The sequence below is a fragment of the Brevibacterium paucivorans genome (genome assembly GCF_016907735.1).
GTDB classification, from domain to species: Bacteria; Actinomycetota; Actinomycetes; order Actinomycetales; family Brevibacteriaceae; genus Brevibacterium; species Brevibacterium paucivorans.
This window is the reverse complement of the sequence record NZ_JAFBCP010000001.1, coordinates 417139-443269: the sequence shown is the minus strand read 5'-3', so window position 1 is coordinate 443269 and position 26131 is coordinate 417139. Positions and strand designations below refer to the sequence as shown.

Below are 26131 nucleotides of genomic sequence, written 5' to 3'. Positions count from 1 at the left end.
ATGGCTATCAGTCGTCCGATTGCGCGAACTTGGTGGCTTGATTCGAATACCAGTCGAGCACCTCGGGGTTCTGACTTGCCGTGCGGTTGAGTGAGTCGGGGGAGGCCCCCTGAAACAAGCGTTTGACCGGAACTTCCATGAGTTTGCCAGTTCGCGTAAGGGGAACGTCAGGAGCAAAAATGACAGCGTCGGGCACATATCGCGGAGATACTTTTTGTCGAATCGCAGCGACAATTTCCTTTTCGAGTTCGTTGTGCTCATCCTCATCACGTGTTGTAACGACGAACAGTGGCATGTAGTAGCCACCGTTCTTGAGCTCTGCTCCGATAACCATCGAAGACGTCACGCCATCAACTTCGTCGACAACTCGGCAGATATCTGCAGACCCCATGCGGACCCCACCTCGGTTAATGGTTGAGTCGGAACGGCCGTGCACAATCCACCCTCCCGCCGAGGTGTTTGTCACCCAATCTCCCTGACGCCAAGTTCCGCTGTAGGTTGAGAAGTAGGTGTCGGTATAACGGGACCGGTCGGTGTCGCCCCACAGGTAGATGGGCATACTCGGAATCCGGTTGGCAATAATGAGCTCGCCAACTTCATCAGTGACGGTTTCCTGGTCAGGTCCAACGGAGCGCGCGTCAACACCCAGATACGGGCCTTGAAGTTCCCCGATGTTTTGTACGTCCCACGGGTTTGAACCAATGATGCCGGTAGCGATGTCGGTGCCTCCGGAGTCGGAACCCAAATGGAAGTCCCTTCCGATCTGTTCCCGGAGCCAGTTCCACGTTGTAGGGGGCAGTGCCGAACCGCTAGAGAGAACGAACCGCAAATGCGAGAAGTCCCAGTCGTGAGCATTAGACAGGCCAGACTTTTCTCCCATGGTTAAAATGGCGGCACCCGTGCCAAAGAAGGCAACCTGTTCCTCAGAGACAATCTTCAAATGTTGAAGAGCGTCTGGGTGGGAAGGAGAGCCGTCGTAAGTGACGACGGTTGCTCCCACGAAGAGTGTCGCGATCATCATGTTCCAAATGACCCACGTGGTCGACGCAGCAAAGTGTGTACGGTCACCGGGGTGCAGATCGTATTGAAGTGCGTTTGCTTTGAGGGACTCAAGCACGACACCACCGTGGGAGTGCACAATTCCTTTGGGCTTGCCCGTTGTTCCTGAGGAGTAGAGAACCCACAAGGGCGAGTTGAACTCCACGCGGGTGAAGTCTGGTTCTTGGGGTGACGTGAGGATGTCGCTTAAACGTGCAGAGGCAGCGGGCAATGTTGTGCCAAAGTCTACGTCTGTGTCGACAAGCACGTGATGTTCAACAGTAGGCAATGCTTCAAGAAGTTCAGGGAGCTGCGATGTTTTGTCAACGACTTTGCCTCCGAAACGAACACTGTCTGTTGTGAGGAGTACTTTTGGCTGGAGTTGTTCAAAGCGTTCTTTGACTCCGTGGGTACCAAAGTCTGTATTGACCACGGTCCAGACCGCGCCAACGGATGCGGTGGCTAGGAGAGCAACGACCGTTTGCGGGATGTTCGGCAGAACTGCGCAAACGACGTCACCTGGGCGGACACCTCGGGAGCGGAAATGCTGTGCGAGCGCGCCTACCTGGCCAGCGAGCTCTTTCCAACTGATCTCTTCGCGTTGCGCAGTTTCGTGGAGCCCAATGAGTGCGGGAGAATCGGGGCGTTCGTTGGCCCAGCGAAGAATGTTTTCAGCGTAGTTGACCTGTGAGCCGCTGAACCACGTAGTTTCTGTGTCACTGACGGTATGCGAAACGGGCGCATCGGAGCGTTGCCCGCGAACGTCGAAATAGTCCCACACAGCTGCCCAAAAGCGGTCGCCGTGCTCAACCGACCATGTGTGCAGTGCCTGGTAGTCGCCGAGGTCGACGGCGGCGTTGTATGAGGCGTTGAGAAACCGTGTGAAGCGGGCGAGTTGGCTCTGGTCAATGGATTCCTGGGTGGGGGACCAGAACTCGACTGGGGCGTTATCGGTCACGTTTGTCACCATCCTAAAACTGGTACGAGGAGGAAAATTGTTCCGGAAATGACCATCAAAATGAGCATTGCGGTCATGCAGTATCCCCAAATGTCCTTGAGGCCCAGTTTTGCTAGACCCAAAGTGGGGAGCACAAAGAACGGTTGCAACAGGTTGGTTGTCATGTCACCAACGGAAACGGCGTTCACAATGGTGGCAGGGTTAATGTTCATGTTTTGGATAGCTTCAATCATGACCGGCCCTTGAACCTGCCACTGGCCACCGGCAGATGGAACAAAGATGTTGACGATCATCGCGGCGATGTACGTGAAAAGTGGGAACGTCGCTTCGGTGGAGATGGAAGCGAACCACTGACCGATCATGACGATGAGGCCAGAGCCAGCCATGATCCCGATGATGCCTGCATAGAACGGGAACTGGAGGACAATTCCGGAAGCCGCGGGGATACCGTCAGTGATGCACTTGGCGTACTTGGCTGGGCTGCCGTGTAACCCGATTCCAACCACGAGAAAGACGAAGTTCATGATGTTGAGCTCGAGGTTGAAACCGTTTGCGATGAAGTAAAGGCTGATGGCGATGATTCCGAATATGACAACAATCGTGTTGATGATGATGCTGTTGTCGATCTTTTCAGCCACGGTTTGGGGCTTCGCTTCCTCAGCCGGTTCAGATAATTCACCACTAAGAGGAACAACCTCATCAGGCTTTGGGGCCATGAAAGCAAAGCCTGCATAGATTCCAAGAAAGCCCACGATCGACACCGTAAGCATGGTGGGGCTGAAGATTGTCTCTGTTACAGGGATGAGGCCAATTTTCTCCTCCAACGGGTGACCTGGTGTGTTGACGAGGAGGGGAGCTGTGAGTGCTAAGGACATAGGTTGAGTTGCAATCACCGCTGAGTATGAGGATGCTACGAGAAGTCGAAAATCCGCTACTTTCGTTCGTCGAGCGACTTCAATCGCGATGATAGTTCCGCCCACGAACCCGAGTCCCCAGCTGATGATTCCGAGAACGCCGGAAACAACCATGACGACGGTGAGCGCGGTGAACTGTGTTTTTGGGATAGTGGCGAACCTGGCTAGAAGTCGATTGACTAAAGGAGCCTTGGCTAGGGCATACCCGGTGACAAGAACGACAACCATCTGCATGCCGAACTCGAGGAACTTCCAGAACCCGGCGTACCACATGTTGGCAACGTCGGGGAGACTAGCTCCGCCCATAAGTACACCCATGGCGGCAGCGATGATTGTCAAAATGAGTGCGAAAAGGAATGCGCTCGGTAAGTACTTTTCAACCAGTATGTTGAGGCTTCGAGATAACGATTTCACGGTTGCTCCTTTGCAATCGACCGTCTTCATAAACGCTGTCTCAATGCTAGGAGTGGCGCGAGCTCGTGCCTTTGTTCCGCAGAACAAAGCTTGGTGATGGGATTTGTTCGTGGTTACAACCGTTAAAGCTCGTGTACTTTTAACGCTTCGAAGAGCCAGACAAGTTCAACGCGCGTTTCAGTACGCTCGACTGAGCATGAGGTCAGTTCCTCAAAGCGCGTGATCCGATACCTCAGTGTGTTTGGGTGACAGTGAAGTTTTCGTGCGGAAACTGTTGCATTTGCGTCGTTAGCAAGATAGGTCTCAAGCGAGTGGAGAAGTGCAGAAGCGTCTGCGCCTGAGCGTTCCAGCGGAGCTACGTACTTCTCTTTGTAGGGGAGGAGCACCTCGGGGTGTGAGAGAACGGCGACGCGCCAGCCTACATCCGAGATGAAGTGTGTTCCTGGTTTACGTCCAACAGAAGTCCGCGAGATTTGGTGTGCCATGTTGTGGGAATAGTGGAGCTCACTGAGCACTCTTGGCGGGCCAATTGCGATGCTGGTGCGGGGGAAAGAGATTTGCTCAGTGGAGAACCCTTCGACGGTTGATCTGGTTGCTATGCATAGTCCGCGTCCGTTGGTCAGTCGTGACTCTAAGGTCCTTAAAACCTCATGCGCCGGTAGCGTTGAATTTTTAGGGATTGCCACGATGAAGTAGCTGTAAAGTGTGCGCTCATTGAGTTGGAAGAAGTCTGCAGCTTGATGGGACTGCTTGTCCAGTGGGGCGCCGTTCTTGATCGCGTCAAAAAGTATCGCTTTCTGCGCTTGGTCTTGTGAGGCTTGCATTTGCTGATGATGGTTGTATACCTGAGCGAGTTTGACCGTATACGCATTGGCGGACTTCCAAACTTGGGTGATTGCAGATGTCTGTTCGCTTGCGGTGCAACCGGAATCGTTGAGCTGAACGATTAACTCAGCGACGATGAGCTCGATGCTGAAGCGATAGGTCTGAAAGATCTCTTCCATAGGCACCGATTTTTCGAAGCGGGAACGTGAAATCTGTGCCCAGTTAAGAAAATGCGAGTCCAAGTTTCCGGTACGGGTCACTCCTGCACGGATACACATTTCGATGTTTTGTTCTAGCGACTCTTCTATCTCACTGTCCGTGACATCGATGTACAGTGGGCACTCTTTGCGAACGTAGTCAATGATGACTGGGAGAAGGGTGTCCTTGTTTGCACGAAGTTTCTGTGCGATGCGCTCGCGTTTGGCAGAAGTGACCATGCCGTGATTGTGCCATTCAGGGGAGCCGCTCGAGGATGTCTCTTATATTGCGGTTGTTTACTCAGCTAGACTTATATCCCGTGGCTTTAACTATTGGAATTGTGGGACTGCCCAATGTGGGTAAGTCGACCATGTTTAACGCTTTGACCCGTGCTGAAGTACTCGCAGCGAACTACCCGTTTGCGACGATCGACCCCAACGTGGGTGTGGTTCCGCTCCCGGATCCGCGCCTGAACCGGTTGGCTGAGATCTTTCGCTCAGAGAAGATCCTGCCTGCAACCGTGAGCTTCGTTGATATTGCGGGCATTGTGAAGGGTGCGTCTGAAGGTGAAGGGCTCGGAAACAAGTTCCTGGCCAACATCCGCGAGGCTGACGCGATCTGCCAGGTGACCCGTGCGTTTAGCGACCCGGATGTGACGCGCGTAGAGGGTTCGAAAGACCCGGCTGGCGACATGGACACGATTTCGACTGAACTTATCCTTGCGGACTTGCAGACTCTGGAGAACGCACGACCTCGGATTGAAAAAGAGGTGAAGCGTAAGACTGTGGAGCCGGATGTCCTTGTAGCAATGGACCAGGCGAAGGAGCTACTGGAAGGTGGCACCACGCTGTTCCAGGGGGCAGAGAAGGCTGGTATCGATGTTGACCAGCTCAAGGAACTGCAACTCATGACTGCCAAGCCGTTCATCTACGTGTTCAACACGGATGAAGACGGGCTGGCCGACGAAGCCATGCAGGCGAAGATGCGCGAACTCGTTGCGCCAGCGGAGGCGATCTTCTTGGACGCGAAGTTTGAAGCTGAGCTCATTGAGCTTGATCCTGAAGAAGCCGCCGAAATGCTCGAATCCACCGGTCAGGACGAGCCTGGTTTGGATAAGCTGGCCAGGGTTGGGTTCGATACGCTGGGCTTGCAGACCTACCTGACGGCGGGCCCCAAGGAGGCTCGTGCGTGGACTATCCGTAAGGGATGGACCGCTCCCGAGGCGGCCGGCGTCATTCACACGGACTTCCAGAAGGGCTTTATTAAGGCTGAGATCGTGTCGTTTGAGGACCTGGATGAGCTGGGTTCGATGGCCGAGGCGAAAGCGGCTGGCAAGGTCCGTATGGAAGGTAAGGACTATGTTATGGCCGACGGCGACGTGGTGGAGTTTAGGTTTAACGTTTAGCCGAGTGCGTCGTTCAGCCTCTGGCTCTGAACCAGACTGTGGCGCGCTCCAGCACCCCGGCACTGGTGACGGCCGTTTCGTCGTCATGGACCACGCCTGGCCGACCGGCACACCACCTCGACCCTGCTCGTGGGTACCGCCCTGAACGCCGTGTTCCTGACGGGGTTCGCGTTCTTCACCGTCCGTCCGATCCGTTCACGAACGTGAAGTCGGTTAGTGAAAGCGCGACAAGGAACTACGCCGATACCAGAGTTCCTTCTTCGGTGCCATGTGCGGGACGCGCCTCGCTCCTCTCCTCTGTCTGCCACCGGCAACGTCAGGCCCTCCTCAACTACCCGCGAGAAAGTGGTGCTCATGACCGATCGTGTTGAATCCGTCCGAACCTACTACAGTGATCGGGCAACCGAGTACATCGAAGCACTCGGGAGCATTGAGCATGCAGCCGCGCCGGACTTGGCACTCGTAGAACGATGGGCGCGCAACATCAAGGGGCCGGTGCTCGACGTGGGATGCGGCCCGGGCCAGTGGACGCACTACCTCGTGGGCCTCGGAATCGACACCGAGGGCGTCGACCCAGTTTCGGAGTTCATCGAGAATGCGCGAGAAACCTATCCCGGCGTGCGCTACCGGATCGGTAAAGCCGAATCCCTCGGCGTCGATGACGCTTCGCTCGGCGGGATACTCGCCTGGTACTCGCTTATCCATACCGCCCCCGAGCAGATCAGTACCACGCTCACCGAATTTGCGCGGGGCATCCACCCAGGCGGTGGCCTCGCACTCGGCTTCTTCACTGGCCCGAAGTTGGAACCATTCGAACACGCGATCACCACGGCGTACTACTGGCCAATCGACCTCTTGACCGCCAAAGTGGAAGCGGCCGGCTTCACCGTCACGCACATCGAGACACGCACCGACCGCACCACCCGGCCGCATGGCGCAATTCTCGCGACACGCGCATCAAGAAGCACCGAATAGGCTCGGAATCGAAAGACGCGCAGACTAGGACTGAACTACTTTGCGGCCCCACGGGGTGCCGAACTCGTGGAGTTACTGAGTGGCCGGGTTGAGCTGTTCGAGCGCGAGATCAAGCAGGGTGCCGAGGTGCTGGTCGCCGTCGATGGTGCGTGGTTCGTGCAGATGTCGGGTGATCTGGAGAGCGGCGAGCCCGTGGAGGAGCACCCAGAGCACTGTCGCGAGTTCTCGGGGCGGTGCGTTGCGGAGCGCGCCGGAGGCCTGCGCGTCGCCGACAATCTCTTCGATCGCGTGCATAGCGTCGTCGGCTGCGGCCTCCAGCTCCGGGCTTGGCTGGGTCAGTGGCGCATCGCCGAAGATGAGCTGGTAGTGGTGGGGATTCTCAAGGGCATGCTCGATGTAGGCCATGCTGCCCGCGCGAAGCCTCGCGCGGGCATCGTCCTCTTCGGCTGCGGCCAAGCGGATGCGTTGAGCCATCTCGGTGAGCGTGCGTTCTGCGAGAGCGTGCATCAGGGCTGCCTTGTCGGTGAAGTGGCGGTAGGGCGTCATGCGCGAGACGCCCGCCGCTTCGCCTACGGCTCTGAGCGTGACGGCCTCAGGTCCTCCTGATTCCAGCAGTTCATCGGCTGACGAGAGGATCGCTGAGATGGTCGGCGCGGAATCACGAGGGCTCATGGATCCAGGTTAACCCGTCATGTTGACACTGTCCACGAACCTATTATGCTGACAATGTCAGCATAACAATCTATCCGACAAGGAGATCTCTGCCATGACCGCAGACAGCACCACCGGATTTGCCGTCGAGTACCTGCGTACCTGGATCGAGCCCGACGCCGACCGCCGCAAGGCCGTGATCGAACAGGTCTGGACGCCAGAGGGGAAGATGTCGGTTTCTTCACTCGGAATCACCATCGAGGGCGTCGACGCGATCGTCGCTCACATCGGTCGCGTGCACGAGGAGATGATCGCAGGCAAGGGGCTTCGCTTCGTGTACGACCAGGAGATCCAGTCAGGTGACGCGACGCTGTTGCGCTGGTCGATGCTCGCCTCGAACGCTGAGACCGTGGGCCGTGGCGCCGACCTCGTGTTCCGTGATGAACAGGGCAAGGTCACTACGGTCTACATGTTCATGGGTGTCAACTAGACGGTATGGGTGACCCCGATCGGGGATGAGGCTCTGGCGAGCCGGGGCCTCACCGCGTAACGATTCGTGGGTTGCCGGACAGGAGTGGCCCGTCTGGCCTTTCCAACATATGTGGGAGGCCCTGGTTGTTTACTGAGCGCACGAGTGCTGGCCTGGATCAAGGCCCTGCCCGGCCCAGTGGCGGCCATCGGCGAAACCGGCCCGACCGGTTATGGCTTGGCCAGAACCTTGCAGGGCAGCGACACTCGCACCGTGGTCTCGGCTGCATCCAAACTGCAACGGCCTTCGGGATCGAGGGTGAAGACCGACGCGCTTGATGCCGAACATCTCCTCGACCCTTCTCCGATTGGACGCGTTCACCGCAGTGACTTGATGAGATCCAGACACTGATTGTCGAATCTGTTCTGCGTCATGGGATCGTCTACTCCGGTGGGCAGGCATGGGTGGGTGCCCACGGTGCCTGGCTGTGAAGGCAACGGTTCGACTCGCTTTTGGTGCAGGCCGCGTTCGATGAGGCCTACGGCAGTGTTGTCACGATCACTGCGCGCCGCGATCGTCTCGATGAACGCATCACCGCCATGGCCGAGAATAGCCCCTATACCGATGTCGTGCGCCGGCTCGGGTGTTTGCGGGGGATCTCGACACTGACCGGGTTAGGGCTGGCGGTCGAGATCGGCGGCTGGAGCAGGTTCAGCGGCAACTCGATCGGTTCTTACCTGGGCCTGGTTCCTTCGGAGAACTCCTCGGGACAGTCACGGTCGTTGGGGCCGATCACCAAGACCGGCGATGGTCATGCGCGTCGGCTATTGGTCGAGGTCGCCCGCCATCATCAGCACCGCTACGTGGTGGGCAAGATGGTCCGTGACCGTTGGGATCTCGCCTCCCCAGTGGCGAGGGCCCGCGGGGACCTGGGCAACCGGCGCCTCAACAAACGCTGGATGCAGTTCAAGAAGCGTAAGAAGCCCAACAACGTGGCCAACGCCGCGATCGCCCGCGAGTTGGCGGGATGGTGCTGGTCGCTGGCCGTCCTCGAGGAATAAGCCCCGAGGCCCCCATGAACTTGGCCCGAGGACCGGTTAGCGAAGGGGTGACGCAGCGAACGGAACGACTCGCGATACACCTATGAGCAGCCACCCTCATCGGCGGTGACGCTCGATGCTAGACAGGCGTGGGGTGCCGAGCCGAAAGCACCGTCCTGCGGTAACCAACCCGCGAATATCAGGCTGACATTGCCGTCGACAGACACGCGAAACCTCTCATCAACACCACTTCGGGTCAGCAAAGGACGATGCGCCACCAGGCATCCAGCCCGGTGGCGCATCGTCTTGCCCTCTTGACAAGAACTACACCCATATCAGATGTACTGACCGGACCGGTTGGTTGAAGGACTGCGATCCGGACGTGACGACACCGAACAGCACCTACGCCAAGCCGTTCATCTACGTGTTCAACACGGATGAAGACGGGCTGGCCGACGAAGCCATGCAGGCGAAGATGCGCGAACTCGTTGCGCCAGCGGAGGCGATCTTCTTGGACGCGAAGTTTGAAGCTGAGCTCATTGAGCTTGATCCTGAAGAAGCCGCCGAAATGCTCGAATCCACCGGTCAGGACGAGCCTGGTTTGGATAAGCTGGCCAGGGTTGGGTTCGATACGCTGGGCTTGCAGACCTACCTGACGGCGGGCCCCAAGGAGGCTCGTGCGTGGACTATCCGTAAGGGATGGACCGCTCCCGAGGCGGCCGGCGTCATTCACACGGACTTCCAGAAGGGCTTTATTAAGGCTGAGATCGTGTCGTTTGAGGACCTGGATGAGCTGGGTTCGATGGCCGAGGCGAAAGCGGCTGGCAAGGTCCGTATGGAAGGTAAGGACTATGTTATGGCCGACGGCGACGTGGTGGAGTTTAGGTTTAACGTATAAACCTGCTCGTCAGAAGTAGTGCTGCAAGTGGAGAACAGGTGGGATTGGTTCCGCTCTGACCTTTGAATCTAGCCCGGCTATGCCGAGAGCGAAGTCGCTCGCGCGAGAGGCGCCGCGATGCTTGACTGGTGGCATGGATATTTTGTTGCTTGGTGGTACAGGATTTCTTGGACGACACATCGCACGTGTTGCGCTTGCACGGGGGCACCGCGTCACGTGCCTCGCACGAGGCACGGGGGAGCCAGCCGCTGGGGTCGAGTTTGTTGGTTCAGACCGTGACCGTGAAGATGCGTATGACAAGGTTGCCACGCGGCCCTGGGATGCGGTCGTCGATCTGACGAGTCAGCCTAAGCACGCGCGGGACGCAGCCGCGAAACTCCAAGCTAAGCACCGTGTGTTTGTATCTTCGAGCAGCGTGTACGCGGATCAGGGGAGAATCTCTGCCGAGTCCGATCCTGTGGTCGAGCCGCTAGATCTCGACGCCATGGAGAGCATGGAACAGTATCCGGCGGCCAAGTCCGCCTGCGAAGCGGCTTATCGGGCTGTCAGTGGATCGGTGATGATTGTGCGTCCCGGTCTGATCGCAGGCTACGGTGATGGCACAGGACGCAGCGGTTACTACCCGTGGCGCTTCGCGCACCCAACGGGCGACGATGTCATTGTTCCGGACCCGAAGTTCCCCATCGCCATGATCGATGCGGAGGACCTGGCTGACTGGATCGTCGAATCTGCGGAGGTCGCTCGGGAGGGAACATTCAACGCGACCGGCCACGCCGCCACATTGGCGGAGGTGTATACGATTTCCCGCGATCTCACTGCATCGCGGGCGACGGCGCGACCTGTCCCCGACGAAGAGCTACTTGCGTTCGAAGTGAACCCATGGATGGGACCGAAGTCGCTGCCGTTGTGGGTCCCCGGCCCGCAGTGGCGCAACATCGCGTTGCTCGAGTGTAAAGCCGCGTACGAAGCCGGACTACACGTTCGCCCGTTGAAGGAGACACTGGCGGACGCTATGCGGTACGAGGAAGAGCGGAGTGTCGAGAGGCTAGCAGGGCTTAGTGATCAGGACGAGGTCGAGCTGCGCCGGCGGTTAGAAGCTGGTAATTAACTTCGGCGGGAAGAGTTTTGGTGGCAGTGGGAACCGTGCTGAATCTATTTTCGTTCCGTGACTGACTGTGAGAATGCGTCCGGATCCGGCTGAGCGAAAACGCCGAAGATCCGTTGACTCTGCCTGGAGGGGGAAGGGATCTGGCCCGCGGGATCAATTTCCTCTGTGCAATATGGAAAGGGTTCGAAGTGGGCCTTCAGAATGCGATTCAGCTGCTGACTCTCGCTAAGATTTCGACTGCATTATCTGGCGCAACCACACTGCCAAGGCCTCGAATGATGGAATCATGTCTTCAGGTATTTCTGATCGATTGAAATGCATCACACGGTTACGTGCGAGGCGAGCATCGTTCAGGCTTCGGATGCATCGTGGCTTGTCCTCGTCGGAGATGCGACCCGCGCGAAACACCTCAGACCATATCGTGTCGTCAGCTACGGCCTTGATGTAGTCCGCAAACGTTAGCTTTTGCGCATACGACTTCTCGGAGTCATCTGGCCCGCTGGCGTCAACTTCTTCCTTCGTTAGTGTAATGCTTTGTTCTGTGTCTATATACACGTCTGTCAGTGGGCCCTTCTTTATGGCCTTCTTGAGCTTCGCTTCCGGAACATCCGCGAGAACCCCCCGTAGAAGCTCTTCGATCTCGTTAGCGCGCAGGAACATTGCGGCGATCGAGTTTAGATGGGTCGCTAGGTCCCACGTAGTGTAGATCTGTACGATCTCGTTTCTTGCGTTTTTTCCGTAGATAAATCCGTGCTGAAGAATGGTCGAGACCCAGTCGAAAAGCTTCTCATTCGTTCCTACTACTGGAACCTGGGTTGTGGCCACATTAATAAGTTTCGTCTGGTCGGATACTTTGTCATCGGATACTTTGTCAAAGGTGAGGTCCGAGATGGTCACCGTACCGATGAGAGTCGACCTGTCGTTCTTCGAGAAGAAGAGTGGCAACTTGGTGCGATTTCGTTGTTGCATTAGTTCAATCGCGTCGCTTACTGAGTCCCCGTACTGAAGGCTATCTAGCTCATCGGCGTCACTCTTTAAGGAAGACAAAACCCAGCCACCCACTGCCGATTTCTCTGAGGCGGATTCGTTTGACGATTTATCAGGTTTTGGCGTTTGCGGTTCGGAGTCCGAGGAGAGGCGTCGGATCTCGACGTCGCCGTAATAGTCGGCTGAACTGATATCCGGGAACATTTCCAATTGGTTCTCTGCGAGCCACTCATTGATCCGACGGTTGACGATGGCTCCACGGCGCGATCGACCGAAGCATTCAAGTACGTAGCTGGTGGCCAGTTGGACACTAGTTTTGTTGGATGAAACAAACTTATGGAGTTCATCGTGGTGCGATTGCCGATCTTTATCTGTGGGCGTATCGGAAGTGTTGATTGCGTCGTTGGTCGTCATTATGTTCACCTACTAGGTAGTGGCGATTGGCGCAAGTGGGTAGTTCTGCATCGGAGCGGGCGACTATGCCCACTAGCCATCGATGTGCTCATGGCTGGGGCGGGGCCAGTTAGTGCAAGGATAACCTATGTTCGAGAACTAACGTCGCGACGCGTGTTGAGGACGTCACAGGTTACTTGGCTGCGGAACGCAGTGGAGTTCTGGTTTAATGTGTGACAACGTCTGACTTTTAGCGAAGGTGTTCTATGAGCACGATCGAGCTGAACGGCACCCTGATTTGCAAGGACGTTAGTGATGATTCGATCGTTGAACGGTTCCTTCCAAAGCACGTTGCGCTCTCTCGTGATGAACCCGGGTGTCTGCGCTTCGAGGTCACTCAATCTGACGACCCGCTCGTATGGAATGTGTCAGAACAATTCACTGATCAAGCATCGTTCGATTCACACCAAGCGCGGGTTAAAGCGAGTGAGTGGGGTCACGCAACATCGCATATTCCATGTGACTACACCATTGCGAGGCCAGAGGAGGCTGAGATGGTTGACTACCACCGACAATCGCCCTCCGGCTCACCCGGGAGAGATTCTGACGGAGGAATTCATTGAAGAATTCGGCATCCACGTGGCACAAGCTTTCTGTGCCCATAGGTGTTCCCCCGCGGCGGATCAACGAGATAGTGCATGGCAAGCGCGCTATCACTGCTGACACGGCGTTGCGTTTGGGGCGATACTTTGGAGTGGAGCCGCAGTTCTGGCTCAATCTGCAGTCGCAATACAACCTCGAAGTAGAGAGCGAAGCGCATTGCTGATCAGCTTGAGTTGATCAAGCCGCACCAGGTTGCGTGAATCAGGAATGGAGAAATCCATTCAGGACGGTTGGAATCATAATCGGCACTATCATAATCTGATTCTTGAGCAGTGTCGACCGTCAATGCATACCGCACTCGATGTGGGATGTGGTGAGGGTCTTTTGGCGCAAGCGTTGAGTGCTCGTGGCTTGATTGTGACGGCGATTGATGCCTGTGATGACGTACTAGCTATTGCGCGTCGGCGTGAGCATGGAATCAGGTGGGTGCATGGCGATGTGATGATCCATGACTTTGGGGAACAGCAGTTCGATCTTGTCACTGCAGTAGCAACGGTTCATCACTTGCCGGAGTTTGAAGTGGCGCTGGCCCGGCTACGCAGTCTAGTTTCCCCGGGTGGCACGTTGGTAATTCTCGGTTTAGCCAGGAGTGCGACCACAGTTGACTTTGTCTACGATGTTGTCGGAGCAGTTCAGCACCGGTTCTATGCAAAGCTCCGTGATCACGTAGAAGATTCAGCACCCAAAAAGTTCGAGTTTCCCTTGACTTATCGACAAGTTCGAACACAGGCACGCTCATGCTTGCCGGGGTGTTCCTTCCGGCGACTCCCGTTGTTTCGCTACCTATTGGTGTGGAATCACTCCTGAGTGCGAGTAGAACGTTGCGCATGTTAACTACCAACGGGATTCGGTGGAGCTCAGGTTAAACGTGTAAAACCCCTGTTCAAGGGTGGTTTTGCGTGTAGATGGTAGATGGGGGCGTAGTTTCGCTCTAACATCTGAAACTCGTCTCGTGATGCTGTGAGCGGAGGCGCTTGCGTCGGCAGGTGTCGTCATGCAAGGCTGACGACATGGACATCTTGCTGCTCGGTGGTACTGGATTTCTTGGGGCCGGAGGGCTTACGAAGCTGGCCTGCGAGTTCGCCCGTTGAGGGAGACGCTAGCGGCGGCTTTGCAATATGCGGAAGAGCGGCAGGGCGAGAGGTCGGCAGGGCTTCGTGATGAGGAAGAGCGCCATCTTCGCCAACGCGTAGCGGTTGGCGACTGACCTCCATGTCGAGAGGCTCGGTATCCGCCTCACTAGATCGAATTCCGCTTCGAAACCCAACATCTGGGGTCGGGATCGGGTCCTGCGATCTTGCTCAGTTCGAAGGACACTACGTCGACGCAATTCTCCATCTCGAGTCCGGGGTAGTGCATGTCGAGGGCTTCGTGCAGATCGGCCAATGAAGCGAAGCCGTCCTGCTGCGCGTGTTCCTCGGTGAGGTCGCGGCGGCGGGTGGCAACCACGGAAGTGACGTTCGCGTCCAGAGTGATGACCTCGCCGCTCTCCTTCTCGAAGACGAGCTGTGCTGGCCCAGGATGGAAGGGATCGTCGACGCGGATAGTTTGGCGCTTGGACCCATCTCTGATGGCCGACTCGTAGCCTTCCCACATGAAGACCTTCTGCGGCAGTTCCATGGCGCGCCAATCAAAGGCATGGGGAAGGAGCTCGGAGACACTCCGAGCTTCGAGGCCATTGCTGCCGCGGACGACGCAGTCGATAGCGGGGTCGGTGTCGAACAGCACCTGACGACACTTTCCGCACGGAGAAATCACGTGGCCTGTCGGGCCGTACACCGCGACGATGGCGTCGATCGGATCTTCGGGGCACGTAGCCGCGTGGTTGGCGAGAGCGGAGATCTCGCCGCACGGGCCGCCTAGGAAATGGTGGGCATTCAACCCCAACACGGTCCGGCCTGACCTGGTGAGCAATGCTGCGGCGACGGTGTGGTCGTGGTCATCGTTGCACTGCTTCGCATGGTCGGTAGCGGCGTCCACGAGCTGTCGGAGCGCGGTGTTGATCATGTCTCGACGCTATCAAACGGTGCGCAAGCCGCGCCGAAGTCTGCGAGCGTGTACCCTGGTTGTTGGAGCGTGCCTGCACTCGCTCGCATTCGCTCTTCATCGTGACGTTCGGCACGTACGGAATTCGGTGGAGTTCCGGTTTAACATGTAACGAGGGACGGTTGTGGAGGGTGAGGTCGCGGATACACAACTGGGTGGGCATTTGCCCGATGAGGTGAGAAGCGCCACGGAGCATCACACTGCCATCGTCGTCGGTGGTGGCCAGTCCGGCCTAGCCACGGCATACTATCTGCGGCGCTTCAAAGTGGACTTCTTGATCTTGGACAATCAAGAGGAACCCGGTGGAGCGTGGTTGCACACGTGGCCTTCACTGACGCTTTTCTCCGCCGCGGAGTTCTCCAATCTGCCCGGCTGGCCTATGCCGCGGTACCCGGGGTACCCGCCGGCAAGCCATGTCATCGACTATCTGGAAAGCTACGAAAAACGCTATGACCTTCCGGTTAGGCGCCCAGTGCACGTTCACAGCGTGTCCCATGAGGCAGGGGTGTTCTACCTAGATACGAGCGTCGGTCAATTCACAGCGGAACACGTTATCGCGGCTACGGGCACGTGGTCCGCGCCCTTCGTGCCCCACTATCCCGGCACCTTCCAGGGACGCCAGTGGCACTCGTCGACCTACCCTGGTCCCGAACCATTCCGCGGCGCGAAGGTCGCGGTGGTCGGCGGGGCGAACTCGGGGGCCCAGATCGCCGCGGACCTCCTCGGGGCGTCGGAGGTCACATGGTTCACGCTTGAGCGGCCGCGCTGGATGCCTGATGATGTCGATGGCCGCGATCTCTTTCTCCGCAGCCGCCGCCGGATTCTCGGTGGCGATTCCGGCCCGAACCTCGGGGACATCGTCGCGCTTCCCCATTTACGTGAGCTCCGCAACTCCGGTCAGCTCAGCGCTACCCCCATCTTCGATAGCTTGAGCGAGCTCGACCACGACCACCTGATTTGGTGCACTGGTTTCCGTCCGGCTCTCGGCCCATTCCGGCACCTCATGCGTGGCCGCGAACCTGCGGTGCAGAATCTGCATCTGGTCGGTTACGGCAACTGGACCGGGGACGGCTCAGCAACGCTGATGGGTGTTGGGCTCTTTGCCAAACACACTGCCCAAGTAGTCGCGGGCCGTGTCGATAAAGCTCGGCATCAAAAGTTTTGAGATGACGCTTGGTCCCTGAGCAGCTCGATCCTTCCAAGATCCGCATTGGAGAGCCAGCGCGCTGGACGAAAGTGTGGCTCAGCGCTTCGCTTGCGCAGCCCGCAGGCCGTTCAAAATCACGATAACTTCAGCGACCTCGTGAACCAACACGACGGCGGCCAAGCCCAGCACGCCGCTGATCGCCAGCGGCATCAACACGATGATGATAGCCAGAGACAGCACGATGTTCTGGTTGATGATCCTGCTGCCTCGGCGAGCGTGCTGCAGTGCCTGCGGGATCAGCCGGAGGTCGTGGCCGGTGAAGGCGACGTCAGCGGACTCGATCGCGGCGTCAGAGCCGGTCGCTCCCATCGCTATACCCACCGTCGCGCCCGCCAGTGCCGGCGCGTCGTTGATGCCGTCGCCGATCATCGCCGTCGGCGTCTTGGAGGAGAGCTTGGCGACGATGCTTGCCTTGTCCTCCGGGCGTAGCTCGGCGCGCACGTCGTCGATCCCGGCGATTTCAGCCAGCGCCCGGGCGGTGCGAGTGTTGTCGCCGGTGAGCATGCTCACTTTCACGTCGTTCGCATGCAAGGTCTGCACAGCTTCGGGCACCTCGGGCCGCAGCTCGTCACGGACCCCGATCGCCCCGGCGAGGGCGTCATCGACGGTGACAAGCACGCAGGTTTGGCCCTCGGACTCCATGCGCTTAACGTCTGCATTCAGTGGCCCGGCGTCGATCCACCGGGGGCTACCCACCAGCACCCGTCGGCCTTCGACGGTGCCGCCGATGCCATGCCCGGCTTCCTCGCTGATGTCCTGGGCGTCGGGCGCTTTGGGCACCGCTGCCACGATAGCTGCGGCGAGGGGGTGCGTCGATTGCTGCTCAACTGCCGCCGCGAAGGCAAGCACCTGCGCCCGATCGAATCCCACTGCCGGGACTACGCCGGTAACCTCGGGCTGGTTGCGGGTGAGGGTTCCGGTCTTGTCCACCGTCAGGTGACGGATGCCGCCGAGCCGCTCGAACGCCGCGCCGGACTTGATGACCACGCCAAACTGGCTGGCCGCGCCGATCGCGGCCACGACCGTCAGCGGCACGGAGATTGCCAACGCGCACGGCGACGCTGCGACCAGGACCACCAGTGCACGGGTGATCCACGTCTCAGGGGCGCCCAGCAACGAGCCAATCACACCGACCAGCACCGCCAGGATCATCACCCCGGGCACTAGGGGCCGGGCAATCCGGTCGGCGATCCGGGCGCGGTCGCCCTTTTCCGCCTGTGCCTGCTCGACCAGGTCCACGAGTGTGGTCAGCGAGTTGTCCGTTCCAGCTGCGGTCGTCTCGACCTCCAGCACACCGGCGGAGTTGATCGCTCCCGCGGGCACCTCGTCGCCGGGTGCGACCTCCTCCGGAATGGATTCTCCGGTGATCGCTGAGGTGTCAAGGCTGGAGCGTCCGGAACGAATGATGCCGTCCGTGGGGATCCGCTCCCCGGGGCGAACGAGCATCAGCTCGCCAACCACGAGGTCCTTCGCTGCGACCTCGACCGCCGTGCCGTCGCGCAGCACCGTCGCGGTCTGCGGCACCAACTTCAACAGTGCCCGCAGTCCGCCCTGGGCCCGGTCCATCGCCTTGTCCTCCAGTGCCTCAGCGATCGAGTACAGGAACGCTAGAGCCGCGGCCTCTCCGACGAAGCCGAGGATCACCGCGCCGACCGCGCTGATCGTCATCAGCAACCCAATGCCGAGCTTGCGCTTTGTGACAAGGTTCCGGATCGCTCCAGGCGCGAACGTATACGCCCCTAGCAGCAGGCCGACCCAAAACAGTATTGTCGCGGGTGTCTCCAATCCGGCCCAGTTCAGCGCCAGGCCTATACCGAGGGCTACGCCAGAGAAGATCGGTAGCAGTAGTTCGGGGTCCTTCCACCATGGCCGATCGAGATCTTCGATTTCCGCGGCTGGTTCGTGTTCGCATCCACATGCTGAACTCATGCGTCCGCACCTTTCTCGCCGCAGCCGGGCACCGAGCATTCAGGGTCGATGCACGGGGCGTTTTCGTCGACAGCCAAGGTCGCGTTCACTAGCGCCTTGAGCGCTGCCGCGAGGTGCGGATCGGCGATTTCGTAGCGGGTCTTGCGGCCCTCCGGCTCGGCGACGACGATGCCGCAGTCACGCAAGCAGGTCAGGTGGTTCGAGACGTTCGAGCGGGTCAGGTCCAGGTCGCGCGAAAGCACAGCCGGGTAGCTCGGGCCGTCGAGTAGGGTCATCAGGATTCTGGAGCGCGTCGGATCCGCCATGGCTCGGCCGAGCCGGTTCATGACATCGAGGCGTGAAGCAATAGTCAGCATGTGCTGAACTATACAGCAAGTACTGAACTATTCAAAACACACTGAACTGACATTGAAGCGAAGAGTTTGCGACCTGCGGGAATTAGGCGATGGGATAGCCGGTAACCGGGCTTTCGCCGTTCGGCTGCCAACCCAACGCGGGGGCGACATGCGTGGCGAAGTTGTCCAAGATCTTCACGTTGACGTCGACGCCCATCCCGGCGGGGATGGTGATGAGCAGGGTGTCGGCGGACATGACGGCGGCGTCGGCTTTGAGCTGATCGATGAGCTTGTCCGGCTCGGCGGCGTAGGTGCGGCCGAAGGTGGAGGCGCCGACGTCAGGCAGCGTGCCCACCTGGTCGGAGCCGGAGGCCTGCATGCCGAACAACTGCATGTCCGCGCCGTCGACGATGGGGAAGACGGAGCGGGACACCGACACGCGCGGCGTCCAATCGTGGCCCGCTTCCTTCCACGCGGCGCGGTAGCGGCTGATCTGATCCGCCTGGATTTCGCCCAGGGTCTCGGTGGTGGCGAATTCGTTGCCGTCCACTGCAGCCATGAACGCCTCGAGGTGGGCTCGTGCCACGTCCGCGCCGTTGGGTGCTTCGCCCTTATAGCCGAAGGCCTCCCAGCCGCGGTCAGCCACCTCGGGGGGCGCCGCGCGAGACGTCCAGGGCCACGCGGCCACCGGAAATTTGGTACAGCGACGCGGCCTCTTCGGCGAGGTAGAGTGGGTTTTCATAGCGCATGTCGCGGTTGTGACACTTGATTGAGTCTGGGTGCTGGCGCACGCCGCAGGGAAGCGCCAGCACCCAAATCGCTTGCTACTCGACCGCGACGGCCTCGACCAGCTGCTTCTTCTGCGCCTCGGTCTGAGTCGCCAGCACAACAGCGGCGAGGACCGCGAGCACCGCCCCCGTCCACATCGCGACGGCGGGGTCGTCGCCGAACATCCCGATCGTCACGGCGCTGATCGCGGAGCCGAGCGTGACACCCGCAGAGATCACGGCCGTGTGGATGGTGCTCACCATCGTCCCGGCACCGCCAACTTCGGCGACGCGGGTCACCAGGGCGGGGTTCATCGTGACGCCGACGAAGCCGACGACGATGACCATCACCAGGACGATCGGCTGGACGTATCCGAATGCCGCGAGGGCAGCCAGCGCGACGAACAGCAGCGCGTGTCCGATCCGCAGCACGGCGACCGCGTGCTTGTCGGCGAGCTTGCCGACGACCATGTTGCCGATATAGGAGCAGACGCCGTAAGCGAGCAGGATGATCGTCGTTGCGTTGGTGCTGAACCCGGCGCTGGTCTCCAGCAGCGGGGTGAAGTACGAGAACGATGCGTAGGCGGCACCGACGGTCAGCAGGCTGACCAGGTACCGGGCCCACAGCCTGGGCATCTTCAGGTTCCGCACGTCCTGGGCCGCCGCCTCCTGCTCCGGGGCGTCGCGCTTGGGGAGCACCGCGACGCTGGCCAGGAACAGAGCGAAGGTCAGCACGCCGAGCACGTAGAAGCTGGCCTGCCAGCCCCAGCGGTCCGCGATGAAGTGTGACAGGGGCAGCCCCAGGACCGTGCCGACCATGATGCCGCCGAGGACGATCGAGATGGATTCGCCGATCTTCTGCGGGCTCGGGGCCAGCAGTGCGGCGTAGGTCACCGACAGGCCGAACGACGCTCCTGCCAGGGCACCGGTGAGGATGCGGATGAGGGCGACCCACCAGTAGGCGTCGATGACCGGGACGAGGACCTGCATCACCGCGTAGAGGGCGACGATGGTGAGCAGGGCCCCCTTGGGCGGGCTGTGCCGCAGGAAGTAGGCAAACAGCGGCCCGCCGACGGCCATGCCTGCGGCGAACATGGACACGAGCATGCCGACCTGGCCGGTGGACACGCCGAGGTCGGCGGACATCGATGGCATCATGCCGGCGACCTGGAGCTCGCTCATGACGGTCACCATGATGGTGACCATGAGCAGGTAGAGGTGCTTCTTCATAGGACTTCTTTCTGGATTCTAAGGTACAGAACTTGGGTAAAAAATGAACCCGCACCTGCATGGGTGCGGGCAGTGCGTCAGGCGCGCAGGCCGTCCAGTCCGAGCATCACCGCCTGACGCAGCTCGTTCGGAGTGGAGCCAGCCTGAGCGAGCACGCGCATGCCAGAGATCAGGGCGACGACGGCCCGAGCCGCGTCGGCGGCAGGCATGGTTCTCCTAATCGAACCGTCGAGCTGACCGACGCGGACAGCCTGCCCGATCAGGGCGAGCTGTTGCTCCAGCGCATGGTCCAGCAGGCTCTTGACCCTCTCGCTCTTCGCGCCAAGATCGGGCGTCATCCGTGCGCCAACCACCATGCAGCCCGCGGCGTGACCATGGGTGGCAGCCTCGCGCTCCTCGTCGAGTACGAGGTCCATCAGGGAGACCAGGCGGGCCAGCCCATCCCGTCCGCTGTCGAGCAGAACCCCCTCCTGCGCGAGGCCGGTCGCCTGGACGTACCGCTCCAGTGAGCGGACGAACAGCTCGTCCTTCGACTCGAAGGTGTTGTAGAGGCTGCTGCGACGCACGCCCGCCGCCTCGCAGAGTTGCTCGGTGGAGGTGTCCGCGAAGCCATGGACGCGGAACTCCGCCGCGGCGGCGTCGAGGACGGCGGTCTCGTCGAAAGCGCGTGGTCTAACCATGGCTGATAGCGTATCAGTTATGTACTTTTAAATCCATAATGGGCTGATCACAGGACTCACCCATTGCCCAGTCCTGCGGCCTCGGTGCCGCCGCCGTAGCCTGACGAGCATCCCGGCCTTGACGGCCATCGCGACGGCGATCCCGGCACCGATGATCCAGGGATTGCCGAGGAGCCCTCCGACGCCTGCGAGTGCTCCGCCCGCCGCGATGAGCGGCAGGCCGCAGCAGAGCAGTAACGGAAGCGCGCAGCATGCCAGTAGGAGCAGCCCGGTCCCTGCGGCGACGATGGGACCGGCGCGCCGTTCGTCGCGGTCGTGATCGGCGCTCATCGTCTGCACCTCTTCCGGATGAGATCTCCCCGATTGCATGCGTTGCCGTTCATGCGCAGCACGAGAGCAGTGACGGGTCGGTGGTGAAGGACTTCGCGGCGATCCGGATGCCTTCGGTCATGGTCAGGTAGGGGGCCCAGGCGTCGGCGACTTCGGCGATGGTCTTGCCGAGCACGTGGACGCCTGCGGCGGCGAGTTCCCCGGCGTCCTTGGCGACGGCGGTGAGGCCGAGGATCTCGCTCGTATCGGCGTTCACGACGATCTTGATGAACCCGCGGGTGTCGCGGTTGATCACCGCCCGGGGCACATACTCCAGGGGCAGCACGCGGCAGTCGCAGCGGATCCCCGCGGCGACGACCTCCTTCTCGGTCATCCCGACCGCGCCGATCGCCGGTCCGGTGAACGTCACCCGCGGCAGATGGGAGTAGTCGACGGACCGGTCGGCGTCGGCGAACGCGTTCTCGGCGACGAGGGTGCCGTGGTGGGCCGCGACGTAGACGAACTCCGGGTGCCCGGTCACGTCGCCCGCGGCCCAGATCCGCGGGTTCGACGACTGCAGATGGTCGGAGACGACCACCTTGCCGGAGTCCCCGGTCTTCACCCCGACCGCATCGAGGTTCAAGCCGTCGGTGACGGGACGGCGTCCGAGGGCGACGAGCACCTGGTCGGCGCGGAACTCCTGCGAGCCGCCGGACACATCCGCGGTAACCACGACCTGCCCGGTCGCCGCGTCCCGGGACACCCGGGTCGGCACCGCGCGGCGGACCACCCGGATGCCCTCGTCGGCGAACACCTCCTGCAGTGTCCGGGACACCTCCGGCTCCTCCTTCGACGCGAGCCGGGACCGCACCAGCACGGTGACCTGGGAGCCGAGGCGGGCGAACAGCTGCATCTGCTCCAGGGCGACGTAGCCGCCGCCGAGCACCAGCATCGACTCGGGGACCTCGGTCAGGTCCATCGCCGTGGTCGAGGTCAGGTACCCGGCCTCGTCCAGGCCATCGATCGGCGGAGCCCACGGCCACGCACCGGTGGCGACCAGGTAGTGCTCGGCCTCGATCGTCTCGACCGCTCCGTCTGCGGCGGTGACCTCCAACACCGGCGCGTCCGGGGTGCCCGCGAACCCGGCGTCTCCCCGCCGGACGTGCCACCCGTATGAATCGGCGACGTCGGCGTACTTCTCGCCCCGCATCGTCTCGACCAACGCCTGCTTCCCGGCGATCAGCGCGGGCATGTCCACTGGGCCTGCCGTCGTCGCGATCCCCGGGAACCGCTCGGCGGCGTCGGCGGCGACGTGCCGTGCATCGGCGGCGGCGATGAGGGCCTTCGACGGCACGCAGCCCGTGTTCACACAGGTGCCGCCGAGCGTGCCACGCTCGATCATCACCACCGACTTCCCGAGCATGGTCGCGCGAATCGCGGCGGCGAACGCTCCGCCGCCCGATCCGATGATGGCGAGATCGTACTTCGTAGGCATCGCTGCTCCCGTCAAGGCTTGGACTTCTGTTCCGTTTCAGCCATACTGGACCTTCCAGTGCAGGGGAAGGTCAAGCGTGGCCCCTGCCGAATGATCGGAGGCCGCAATGCGCATCGGAGAACTCGCCGAACGCGCGGGCACCACCTCGAAGACGCTCCGGTTCTACGAAGAGCAGGGACTGCTGCCCCCGGCCGACCGGACGCCATCCGGGTACCGCGACTACGCGCCCGACGCCGTCGCCCGGATCGACTTCGTTCACCGTGGCCAGGCCGCAGGCCTCACCCTCGCCCAGATCCGCCAAATCCTCGACATCCGCGACAGCGGCCACGCGCCCTGCGAGCACGTGCGAGACCTCCTCGACGCGCGCCTGGCCGAGATCGAGCAGCAGATCGCCCAGCTCACCACCCTGCACGGCACCATCGCCGACCTCCGGCACGACGCCGCGCACCCGGACCCCGACACATGCAGCCCAGACCAGGTCTGCCGGTACCTGTAGAGGGACGCGGACCGAGAAAACGAGAGCCATAACACGAACATGCGCTAGCGTATGTCGATGACACCGGTGCCCACCTCGATGTGATTGGTGGTGGCCGCGACAGCACCCAGCAGCGGCATCGGGGCGTAGGCCTGCGGCACGAAGTGGTGGACACGGAAGGGCGCGTTGTTCACGCCGATTTCGTCCGCGGCCTGGGCGACCTCCAGATGAGTCTTGGCGATCTTTTCCGCAGATGGCCCGCACTGGCCGCCGAAGCCATGCAGGCGAAGATGCGTGAACTCGTTGCTCCAGCTGAGGCGTTTTTCTTGGACGCTAAGTTTGAAGCTGAGCTCATTGAGCTTGATCCTGAAGAAGCCGCCGAAATGCTCGAATCCACCGGTCAGGACGAGCCTGGTTTGGATAAGCTGGCCAGGGTTGGGTTCGATACGCTGGGCTTGCAGACCTACCTGACTGCTGGGCCGAAGGAGGCTCGTGCGTGGACTATCCGTAAGGGATGGACCGCTCCTGAGGCGGCGGGTGTCATCCACACCGACTTCCAGAAGGGCTTTATTAAGGCTGAGATTGTGTCCTTTGAGGACCTGGATGAGTTAGGCTCAATGGCCGAGGCGAAAGCGGCTGGCAAGGTCCGCATGGAAGGTAAAGACTACGTTATGGCCGACGGCGACGTCGTGGAGTTCAGGTTCAACGTCTGAACCTCTGACCAATGGGGTGCGGCTGGGGCTCCCTCATGATCCGGGCGCTCCGCCGCAGTCTCGGTACTAGTATGAGTTTCAAAGAGCTGTGCCCTGACGATCTCTGCCACCGTCGTGCGGACGGCAATTTCATGAAGAGGCCGTCCGCCAAGGGAACCTACTCAAGTCACTGCCCGTCGGTCACTCCTGCTCGACTTATCTCCTTGAGATGAGGAAGATGCTGACCATGGCCACACCGATGACGATGAGAATAATCCCCCACGGCCCGGCAGGTGCTTCCTCACGTGAGAATACATTGAATAGGCACAGGCATGCGCCGACGAACAAGGTGGTGTAGGCGCAATACTTTAGGAATCGCATAGTTTCCTCCTAGGCTAGCGGATTGCACACGATGGTCGGGTTGGGGAACTCGGTGCGTAATAGGTGGCCTCGCCCTTGTCGTCGCGGCACAGGCTCTGAACCCCAGCTGACGCTGCAAGAACAGCTGAGACGATGCCACCGGCGACACCGTCGACCCCCGTCTCAGAGCTGGCTGGTCCGACGCCAGCTGCGATAGCACTGCTGGTCGCAGTGCCGTTCTGGATCTTGCCAGCAAGCCAGTTGTCGACATGGATCTCCAGGCCCCACCAGTGAGCCTTGATGTAACCGTGCTCGCCCTTGACCAGATCGGGAGCTCCCCGAGTCTCCCCTGCCCGGGTCTGGCCAGAGCTCTGGTTTGCCTGGAGATTCGTGTTCCAACCATCAACTGCGCTCTGCACCTGGGATGTCTCCGAGGATGAGAGAACTGAGCGGGCGTTCTCGGCGTCGAATGAGTACGTGTTGCCGCTGCGGTGGACGAACCGGTCAGCCTTGCTGATGTTCGACTGAGACGGGCTGTTGATGGTTTGCGTGGGCTGAGAGGTGTTCGCTGCAGGACCCTCTGTCGGGGCGGCGGTGGCTGGTGTTGCGCCAAGCCCTCCAAATGCAAGAATTCCGACGGTCAGGGTGGTCGTTGAATAGTTTTGGATTGTTCTGGGCATCATCTGGTGCCCTTCCTTTCTGAATGTAATAACCGGAGCTGGTGACCCCCTGTAGTTCTCCACGCATACATGTGCTATCCGCGCTTGTCAAGGGGGTGACGGTTGTTCATCAAGCTCGTCCTTGGGTCGCGCTAGCTTTGCGGCCTGTGCCGGTCGCAGGTAAGTGGGTGCTGGGTGCTTGGGCTCGTCCGCCGAGCGGATAAGTGTCGTGGCCTACGAGCTGACCCCGAAGACCGAAGCTCCCTGGCGCTGCACTGCGCTCTGGTGCCCCATCTGCTCGCCGACCCTGAGCGCGTGTTCGACCTAGCGGATGAGAAGCTTCTGTGATCGCTGATGCGCATCGTGATCCGCGAGGCGCAGAGTACAGGCGACCTTGCGTAAGACCGCCCTCGTCTTCGAGTATGCCAACGCGGGCGACCTCATGAGCCACCTCAACAACTTCCTGGGCAGGGTTACTGCGCAGTTCCAACAGTTCGTCGAAGCCTCCAAGGATGAGGAACCGGCAGGGCTGGGTCCCTCGGAAGGCGTGTGGCCGCGAGCCGAGGTTCGCTAGAGCGTGTAGACAGACAGTAAGGATCGGCTGAAGGCCCAGCGGCATTGCTCGCTCGTGCTTCACAACACCTCGCGGGGCCGGCGTCCGACGTGAACGTCCAATTCCTGGACCTGCCGGAGAATGCGGTGTTCTGCGAGCATCGCAAGGAGGGTGCGCTCGGAACCATCCCGTCAGGTCAGGAAGCACGGTTCCCTCTGTTGCTCGCCATGGGGTCGCCAGTCGCAGTCGATTGCGTAGTCACGTGGATCGACGCTTCGCGAGGCGCCAGGGAGACGAAAACAACTGCCCGAACCTGACGTTCCTAACCGTGGCGACGCGGTATAGTTCTGGTTTAACGTCTAGCGTTATTGATGTGAGGCGTTATGTAATGGGAAGATGATGTCGGGATCGTCTCCTTTGCAGGCAAGGACGTGGAGATTGTCGACTATCACTAGGAA

The 26131-nt window shown here is 60.3% G+C and carries 25 protein-coding genes and 4 pseudogenes; 13 read left to right on the top strand and 16 right to left on the bottom strand.

What is annotated here, in order from left to right; all coding sequences use genetic code 11:
* Window positions 1-7 precede the first annotated feature (7 nt).
* The 3 genes from JOE56_RS02155 to JOE56_RS02145 all read right to left on the bottom strand — a co-directional run bounded on the left by JOE56_RS02155 (window position 8) and on the right by JOE56_RS02145 (window position 4586).
* Window positions 8-1996: an acetoacetate--CoA ligase gene (locus JOE56_RS02155; RefSeq protein ID WP_338028608.1), complete on the bottom strand. Its 1989-nt coding sequence runs from the start codon at window positions 1994-1996 to the stop codon at window positions 8-10.
* A 5-nt stretch (window positions 1997-2001) separates the two neighbouring features.
* Window positions 2002-3324, bottom strand: coding sequence for a short-chain fatty acid transporter (locus JOE56_RS02150; RefSeq protein WP_338028607.1), 1323 nt, complete (start codon window positions 3322-3324; stop codon window positions 2002-2004).
* A 122-nt stretch (window positions 3325-3446) separates the two neighbouring features.
* Entirely contained in the window at window positions 3447-4586 is a 1140-nt protein-coding gene (locus tag JOE56_RS02145; RefSeq protein ID WP_204514619.1) for a PucR family transcriptional regulator, read from the bottom strand.
* Between the two features lie 80 nt (window positions 4587-4666).
* On the opposite strand from JOE56_RS02145, the gene ychF reads away from it, so the two are divergent.
* Window positions 4667-5752, top strand: a complete 1086-nt coding sequence (gene ychF, locus JOE56_RS02140; RefSeq protein ID WP_204514618.1) for a redox-regulated ATPase YchF — start codon at window positions 4667-4669, stop codon at window positions 5750-5752.
* A 270-nt stretch (window positions 5753-6022) separates the two neighbouring features.
* A complete protein-coding gene (locus JOE56_RS02135; RefSeq protein ID WP_338028606.1) occupies window positions 6023-6727 on the top strand; it encodes a class I SAM-dependent methyltransferase in 705 nt (234 codons plus the stop codon).
* 72 nt (window positions 6728-6799) lie between these two features.
* Here the strand turns inward: JOE56_RS02135 and JOE56_RS02130 are convergent, their stop codons facing one another.
* A complete protein-coding gene (locus JOE56_RS02130; RefSeq protein ID WP_204514617.1) occupies window positions 6800-7399 on the bottom strand; it encodes a TetR/AcrR family transcriptional regulator in 600 nt (199 codons plus the stop codon).
* Between the two features lie 94 nt (window positions 7400-7493).
* On the opposite strand from JOE56_RS02130, the gene JOE56_RS02125 reads away from it, so the two are divergent.
* The 4 genes and pseudogenes from JOE56_RS02125 (at window position 7494) to JOE56_RS02110 (ending at window position 10893) form a co-directional block, all read left to right on the top strand.
* A complete protein-coding gene (locus tag JOE56_RS02125) occupies window positions 7494-7868 on the top strand; it encodes a hypothetical protein (RefSeq protein WP_239271533.1) in 375 nt (124 codons plus the stop codon).
* Between the two features lie 494 nt (window positions 7869-8362).
* Window positions 8363-8908, top strand: coding sequence for a transposase (locus JOE56_RS11195; protein WP_338028605.1), 546 nt, complete (start codon window positions 8363-8365; stop codon window positions 8906-8908).
* Window positions 8909-9293: 385 nt separating this feature from the next.
* Window positions 9294-9785, top strand: a pseudogene (locus JOE56_RS02115) (DUF933 domain-containing protein); the annotation flags it as partial.
* A 133-nt stretch (window positions 9786-9918) separates the two neighbouring features.
* Window positions 9919-10893, top strand: coding sequence for an NAD-dependent epimerase/dehydratase family protein (locus JOE56_RS02110; RefSeq protein WP_204514616.1), 975 nt, complete (start codon window positions 9919-9921; stop codon window positions 10891-10893).
* A gap of 225 nt (window positions 10894-11118) precedes the next feature.
* On the opposite strand, the gene JOE56_RS02105 is transcribed toward JOE56_RS02110, so the two are convergent.
* Complete coding sequence (locus tag JOE56_RS02105) at window positions 11119-12294, bottom strand: CBS domain-containing protein (protein ID WP_204514615.1); 1176 nt, start codon at window positions 12292-12294, stop codon at window positions 11119-11121.
* A 245-nt stretch (window positions 12295-12539) separates the two neighbouring features.
* Between JOE56_RS02105 and JOE56_RS02100 the strand changes: the two genes are divergently transcribed.
* The 3 genes and pseudogenes from JOE56_RS02100 (at window position 12540) to JOE56_RS02090 (ending at window position 13743) form a co-directional block, all read left to right on the top strand.
* Window positions 12540-12896, top strand: coding sequence for a putative quinol monooxygenase (locus tag JOE56_RS02100; RefSeq protein WP_204514614.1), 357 nt, complete (start codon window positions 12540-12542; stop codon window positions 12894-12896).
* Window positions 12832-13136 (top strand): annotated as a pseudogene (locus JOE56_RS02095) (HigA family addiction module antitoxin). The gene JOE56_RS02100 and the pseudogene JOE56_RS02095 overlap by 65 nt, the downstream one beginning before the upstream one ends.
* A 7-nt stretch (window positions 13137-13143) precedes the next feature.
* Entirely contained in the window at window positions 13144-13743 is a 600-nt protein-coding gene (locus JOE56_RS02090) for a class I SAM-dependent methyltransferase (protein WP_204514602.1), read from the top strand.
* Window positions 13744-14175: 432 nt separating this feature from the next.
* Here JOE56_RS02090 and JOE56_RS02085 read toward each other — a convergent pair whose 3' ends face one another.
* Window positions 14176-14943, bottom strand: coding sequence for an ASCH domain-containing protein (locus tag JOE56_RS02085; protein WP_204514613.1), 768 nt, complete (start codon window positions 14941-14943; stop codon window positions 14176-14178).
* A gap of 163 nt (window positions 14944-15106) precedes the next feature.
* Between JOE56_RS02085 and JOE56_RS02080 the strand changes: the two genes are divergently transcribed.
* Window positions 15107-16147, top strand: a complete 1041-nt coding sequence (locus JOE56_RS02080; protein ID WP_338028604.1) for an NAD(P)-binding domain-containing protein — start codon at window positions 15107-15109, stop codon at window positions 16145-16147.
* 78 nt (window positions 16148-16225) lie between these two features.
* Here JOE56_RS02080 and JOE56_RS02075 read toward each other — a convergent pair whose 3' ends face one another.
* The 7 genes and pseudogenes from JOE56_RS02075 to merA all read right to left on the bottom strand — a co-directional run bounded on the left by JOE56_RS02075 (window position 16226) and on the right by merA (window position 22934).
* The gene (locus tag JOE56_RS02075) at window positions 16226-18118 is read right to left on the bottom strand and encodes a heavy metal translocating P-type ATPase (protein ID WP_204514612.1); all 1893 of its coding nucleotides are present in this window, start codon (window positions 18116-18118) and stop codon (window positions 16226-16228) included.
* Window positions 18115-18474 (bottom strand): Cd(II)/Pb(II)-sensing metalloregulatory transcriptional regulator CmtR, encoded by a 360-nt coding sequence (gene cmtR, locus JOE56_RS02070; RefSeq protein WP_204514611.1) that lies wholly within the window; start codon window positions 18472-18474, stop codon window positions 18115-18117. Before cmtR ends, JOE56_RS02075 begins: the two co-directional genes overlap by 4 nt.
* A gap of 82 nt (window positions 18475-18556) precedes the next feature.
* A pseudogene (locus JOE56_RS02065) lies at window positions 18557-19205 on the bottom strand (LLM class flavin-dependent oxidoreductase); the annotation flags it as partial.
* Window positions 19206-19277: 72 nt separating this feature from the next.
* Window positions 19278-20450 (bottom strand): MFS transporter, encoded by a 1173-nt coding sequence (locus JOE56_RS02060; protein WP_204514610.1) that lies wholly within the window; start codon window positions 20448-20450, stop codon window positions 19278-19280.
* Window positions 20451-20527: 77 nt separating this feature from the next.
* Window positions 20528-21130 (bottom strand): TetR/AcrR family transcriptional regulator, encoded by a 603-nt coding sequence (locus JOE56_RS02055; RefSeq protein ID WP_204514609.1) that lies wholly within the window; start codon window positions 21128-21130, stop codon window positions 20528-20530.
* A gap of 27 nt (window positions 21131-21157) precedes the next feature.
* The gene (locus tag JOE56_RS02050; protein ID WP_204514608.1) at window positions 21158-21460 is read right to left on the bottom strand and encodes a hypothetical protein; all 303 of its coding nucleotides are present in this window, start codon (window positions 21458-21460) and stop codon (window positions 21158-21160) included.
* A gap of 49 nt (window positions 21461-21509) precedes the next feature.
* The gene (gene merA, locus JOE56_RS02045) at window positions 21510-22934 is read right to left on the bottom strand and encodes a mercury(II) reductase (protein ID WP_204514607.1); all 1425 of its coding nucleotides are present in this window, start codon (window positions 22932-22934) and stop codon (window positions 21510-21512) included.
* Between the two features lie 106 nt (window positions 22935-23040).
* Here merA and JOE56_RS02040 point away from each other — a divergent pair, with 106 nt between their 5' ends.
* A complete protein-coding gene (locus tag JOE56_RS02040) occupies window positions 23041-23430 on the top strand; it encodes a heavy metal-responsive transcriptional regulator (RefSeq protein ID WP_035123387.1) in 390 nt (129 codons plus the stop codon).
* A gap of 44 nt (window positions 23431-23474) precedes the next feature.
* Here the strand turns inward: JOE56_RS02040 and JOE56_RS11550 are convergent, their stop codons facing one another.
* Entirely contained in the window at window positions 23475-23636 is a 162-nt protein-coding gene (locus JOE56_RS11550; protein WP_477021225.1) for an LLM class flavin-dependent oxidoreductase, read from the bottom strand.
* A 36-nt stretch (window positions 23637-23672) separates the two neighbouring features.
* Between JOE56_RS11550 and JOE56_RS02030 the strand changes: the two are divergent.
* Window positions 23673-24122, top strand: a pseudogene (locus JOE56_RS02030) (DUF933 domain-containing protein); the annotation flags it as partial.
* A 195-nt stretch (window positions 24123-24317) separates the two neighbouring features.
* Here the strand turns inward: JOE56_RS02030 and JOE56_RS02025 are convergent.
* Complete coding sequence (locus tag JOE56_RS02025) at window positions 24318-24482, bottom strand: hypothetical protein (RefSeq protein WP_204514606.1); 165 nt, start codon at window positions 24480-24482, stop codon at window positions 24318-24320.
* Between the two features lie 14 nt (window positions 24483-24496).
* Window positions 24497-25141 (bottom strand): hypothetical protein, encoded by a 645-nt coding sequence (locus tag JOE56_RS02020; protein ID WP_204514605.1) that lies wholly within the window; start codon window positions 25139-25141, stop codon window positions 24497-24499.
* Between the two features lie 373 nt (window positions 25142-25514).
* On the opposite strand from JOE56_RS02020, the gene JOE56_RS02015 reads away from it, so the two are divergent.
* Entirely contained in the window at window positions 25515-25694 is a 180-nt protein-coding gene (locus JOE56_RS02015) for a hypothetical protein (RefSeq protein ID WP_204514604.1), read from the top strand.
* Window positions 25695-26131: the final 437 nt, after the last annotated feature.

Coding starts and splice junctions, on each gene's coding strand:
- JOE56_RS02040 (WP_035123387.1), top strand. CDS start 23,041: ATGCGCATCGGAGAACTCGCCGAACGCGCGGGCACCACCTCGAAGACG.
- JOE56_RS02055 (WP_204514609.1), bottom strand. CDS start 21,130: ATGGTTAGACCACGCGCTTTCGACGAGACCGCCGTCCTCGACGCCGCC.
- JOE56_RS02100 (WP_204514614.1), top strand. CDS start 12,540: ATGAGCACGATCGAGCTGAACGGCACCCTGATTTGCAAGGACGTTAGT.
- cmtR (WP_204514611.1), bottom strand. CDS start 18,474: ATGCTGACTATTGCTTCACGCCTCGATGTCATGAACCGGCTCGGCCGA.
- JOE56_RS02090 (WP_204514602.1), top strand. CDS start 13,144: ATGGAGAAATCCATTCAGGACGGTTGGAATCATAATCGGCACTATCAT.
- merA (WP_204514607.1), bottom strand. CDS start 22,934: ATGCCTACGAAGTACGATCTCGCCATCATCGGATCGGGCGGCGGAGCG.
- JOE56_RS02105 (WP_204514615.1), bottom strand. CDS start 12,294: ATGACGACCAACGACGCAATCAACACTTCCGATACGCCCACAGATAAA.
- JOE56_RS02125 (WP_239271533.1), top strand. CDS start 7,494: ATGACCGCAGACAGCACCACCGGATTTGCCGTCGAGTACCTGCGTACC.
- JOE56_RS02130 (WP_204514617.1), bottom strand. CDS start 7,399: ATGAGCCCTCGTGATTCCGCGCCGACCATCTCAGCGATCCTCTCGTCA.
- JOE56_RS02025 (WP_204514606.1), bottom strand. CDS start 24,482: ATGCGATTCCTAAAGTATTGCGCCTACACCACCTTGTTCGTCGGCGCA.
- JOE56_RS02110 (WP_204514616.1), top strand. CDS start 9,919: ATGGATATTTTGTTGCTTGGTGGTACAGGATTTCTTGGACGACACATC.
- JOE56_RS02050 (WP_204514608.1), bottom strand. CDS start 21,460: ATGAGCGCCGATCACGACCGCGACGAACGGCGCGCCGGTCCCATCGTC.
- JOE56_RS02060 (WP_204514610.1), bottom strand. CDS start 20,450: ATGAAGAAGCACCTCTACCTGCTCATGGTCACCATCATGGTGACCGTC.
- JOE56_RS02145 (WP_204514619.1), bottom strand. CDS start 4,586: ATGGTCACTTCTGCCAAACGCGAGCGCATCGCACAGAAACTTCGTGCA.
- JOE56_RS02085 (WP_204514613.1), bottom strand. CDS start 14,943: ATGATCAACACCGCGCTCCGACAGCTCGTGGACGCCGCTACCGACCAT.
- JOE56_RS02075 (WP_204514612.1), bottom strand. CDS start 18,118: ATGAGTTCAGCATGTGGATGCGAACACGAACCAGCCGCGGAAATCGAA.
- JOE56_RS02020 (WP_204514605.1), bottom strand. CDS start 25,141: ATGCCCAGAACAATCCAAAACTATTCAACGACCACCCTGACCGTCGGA.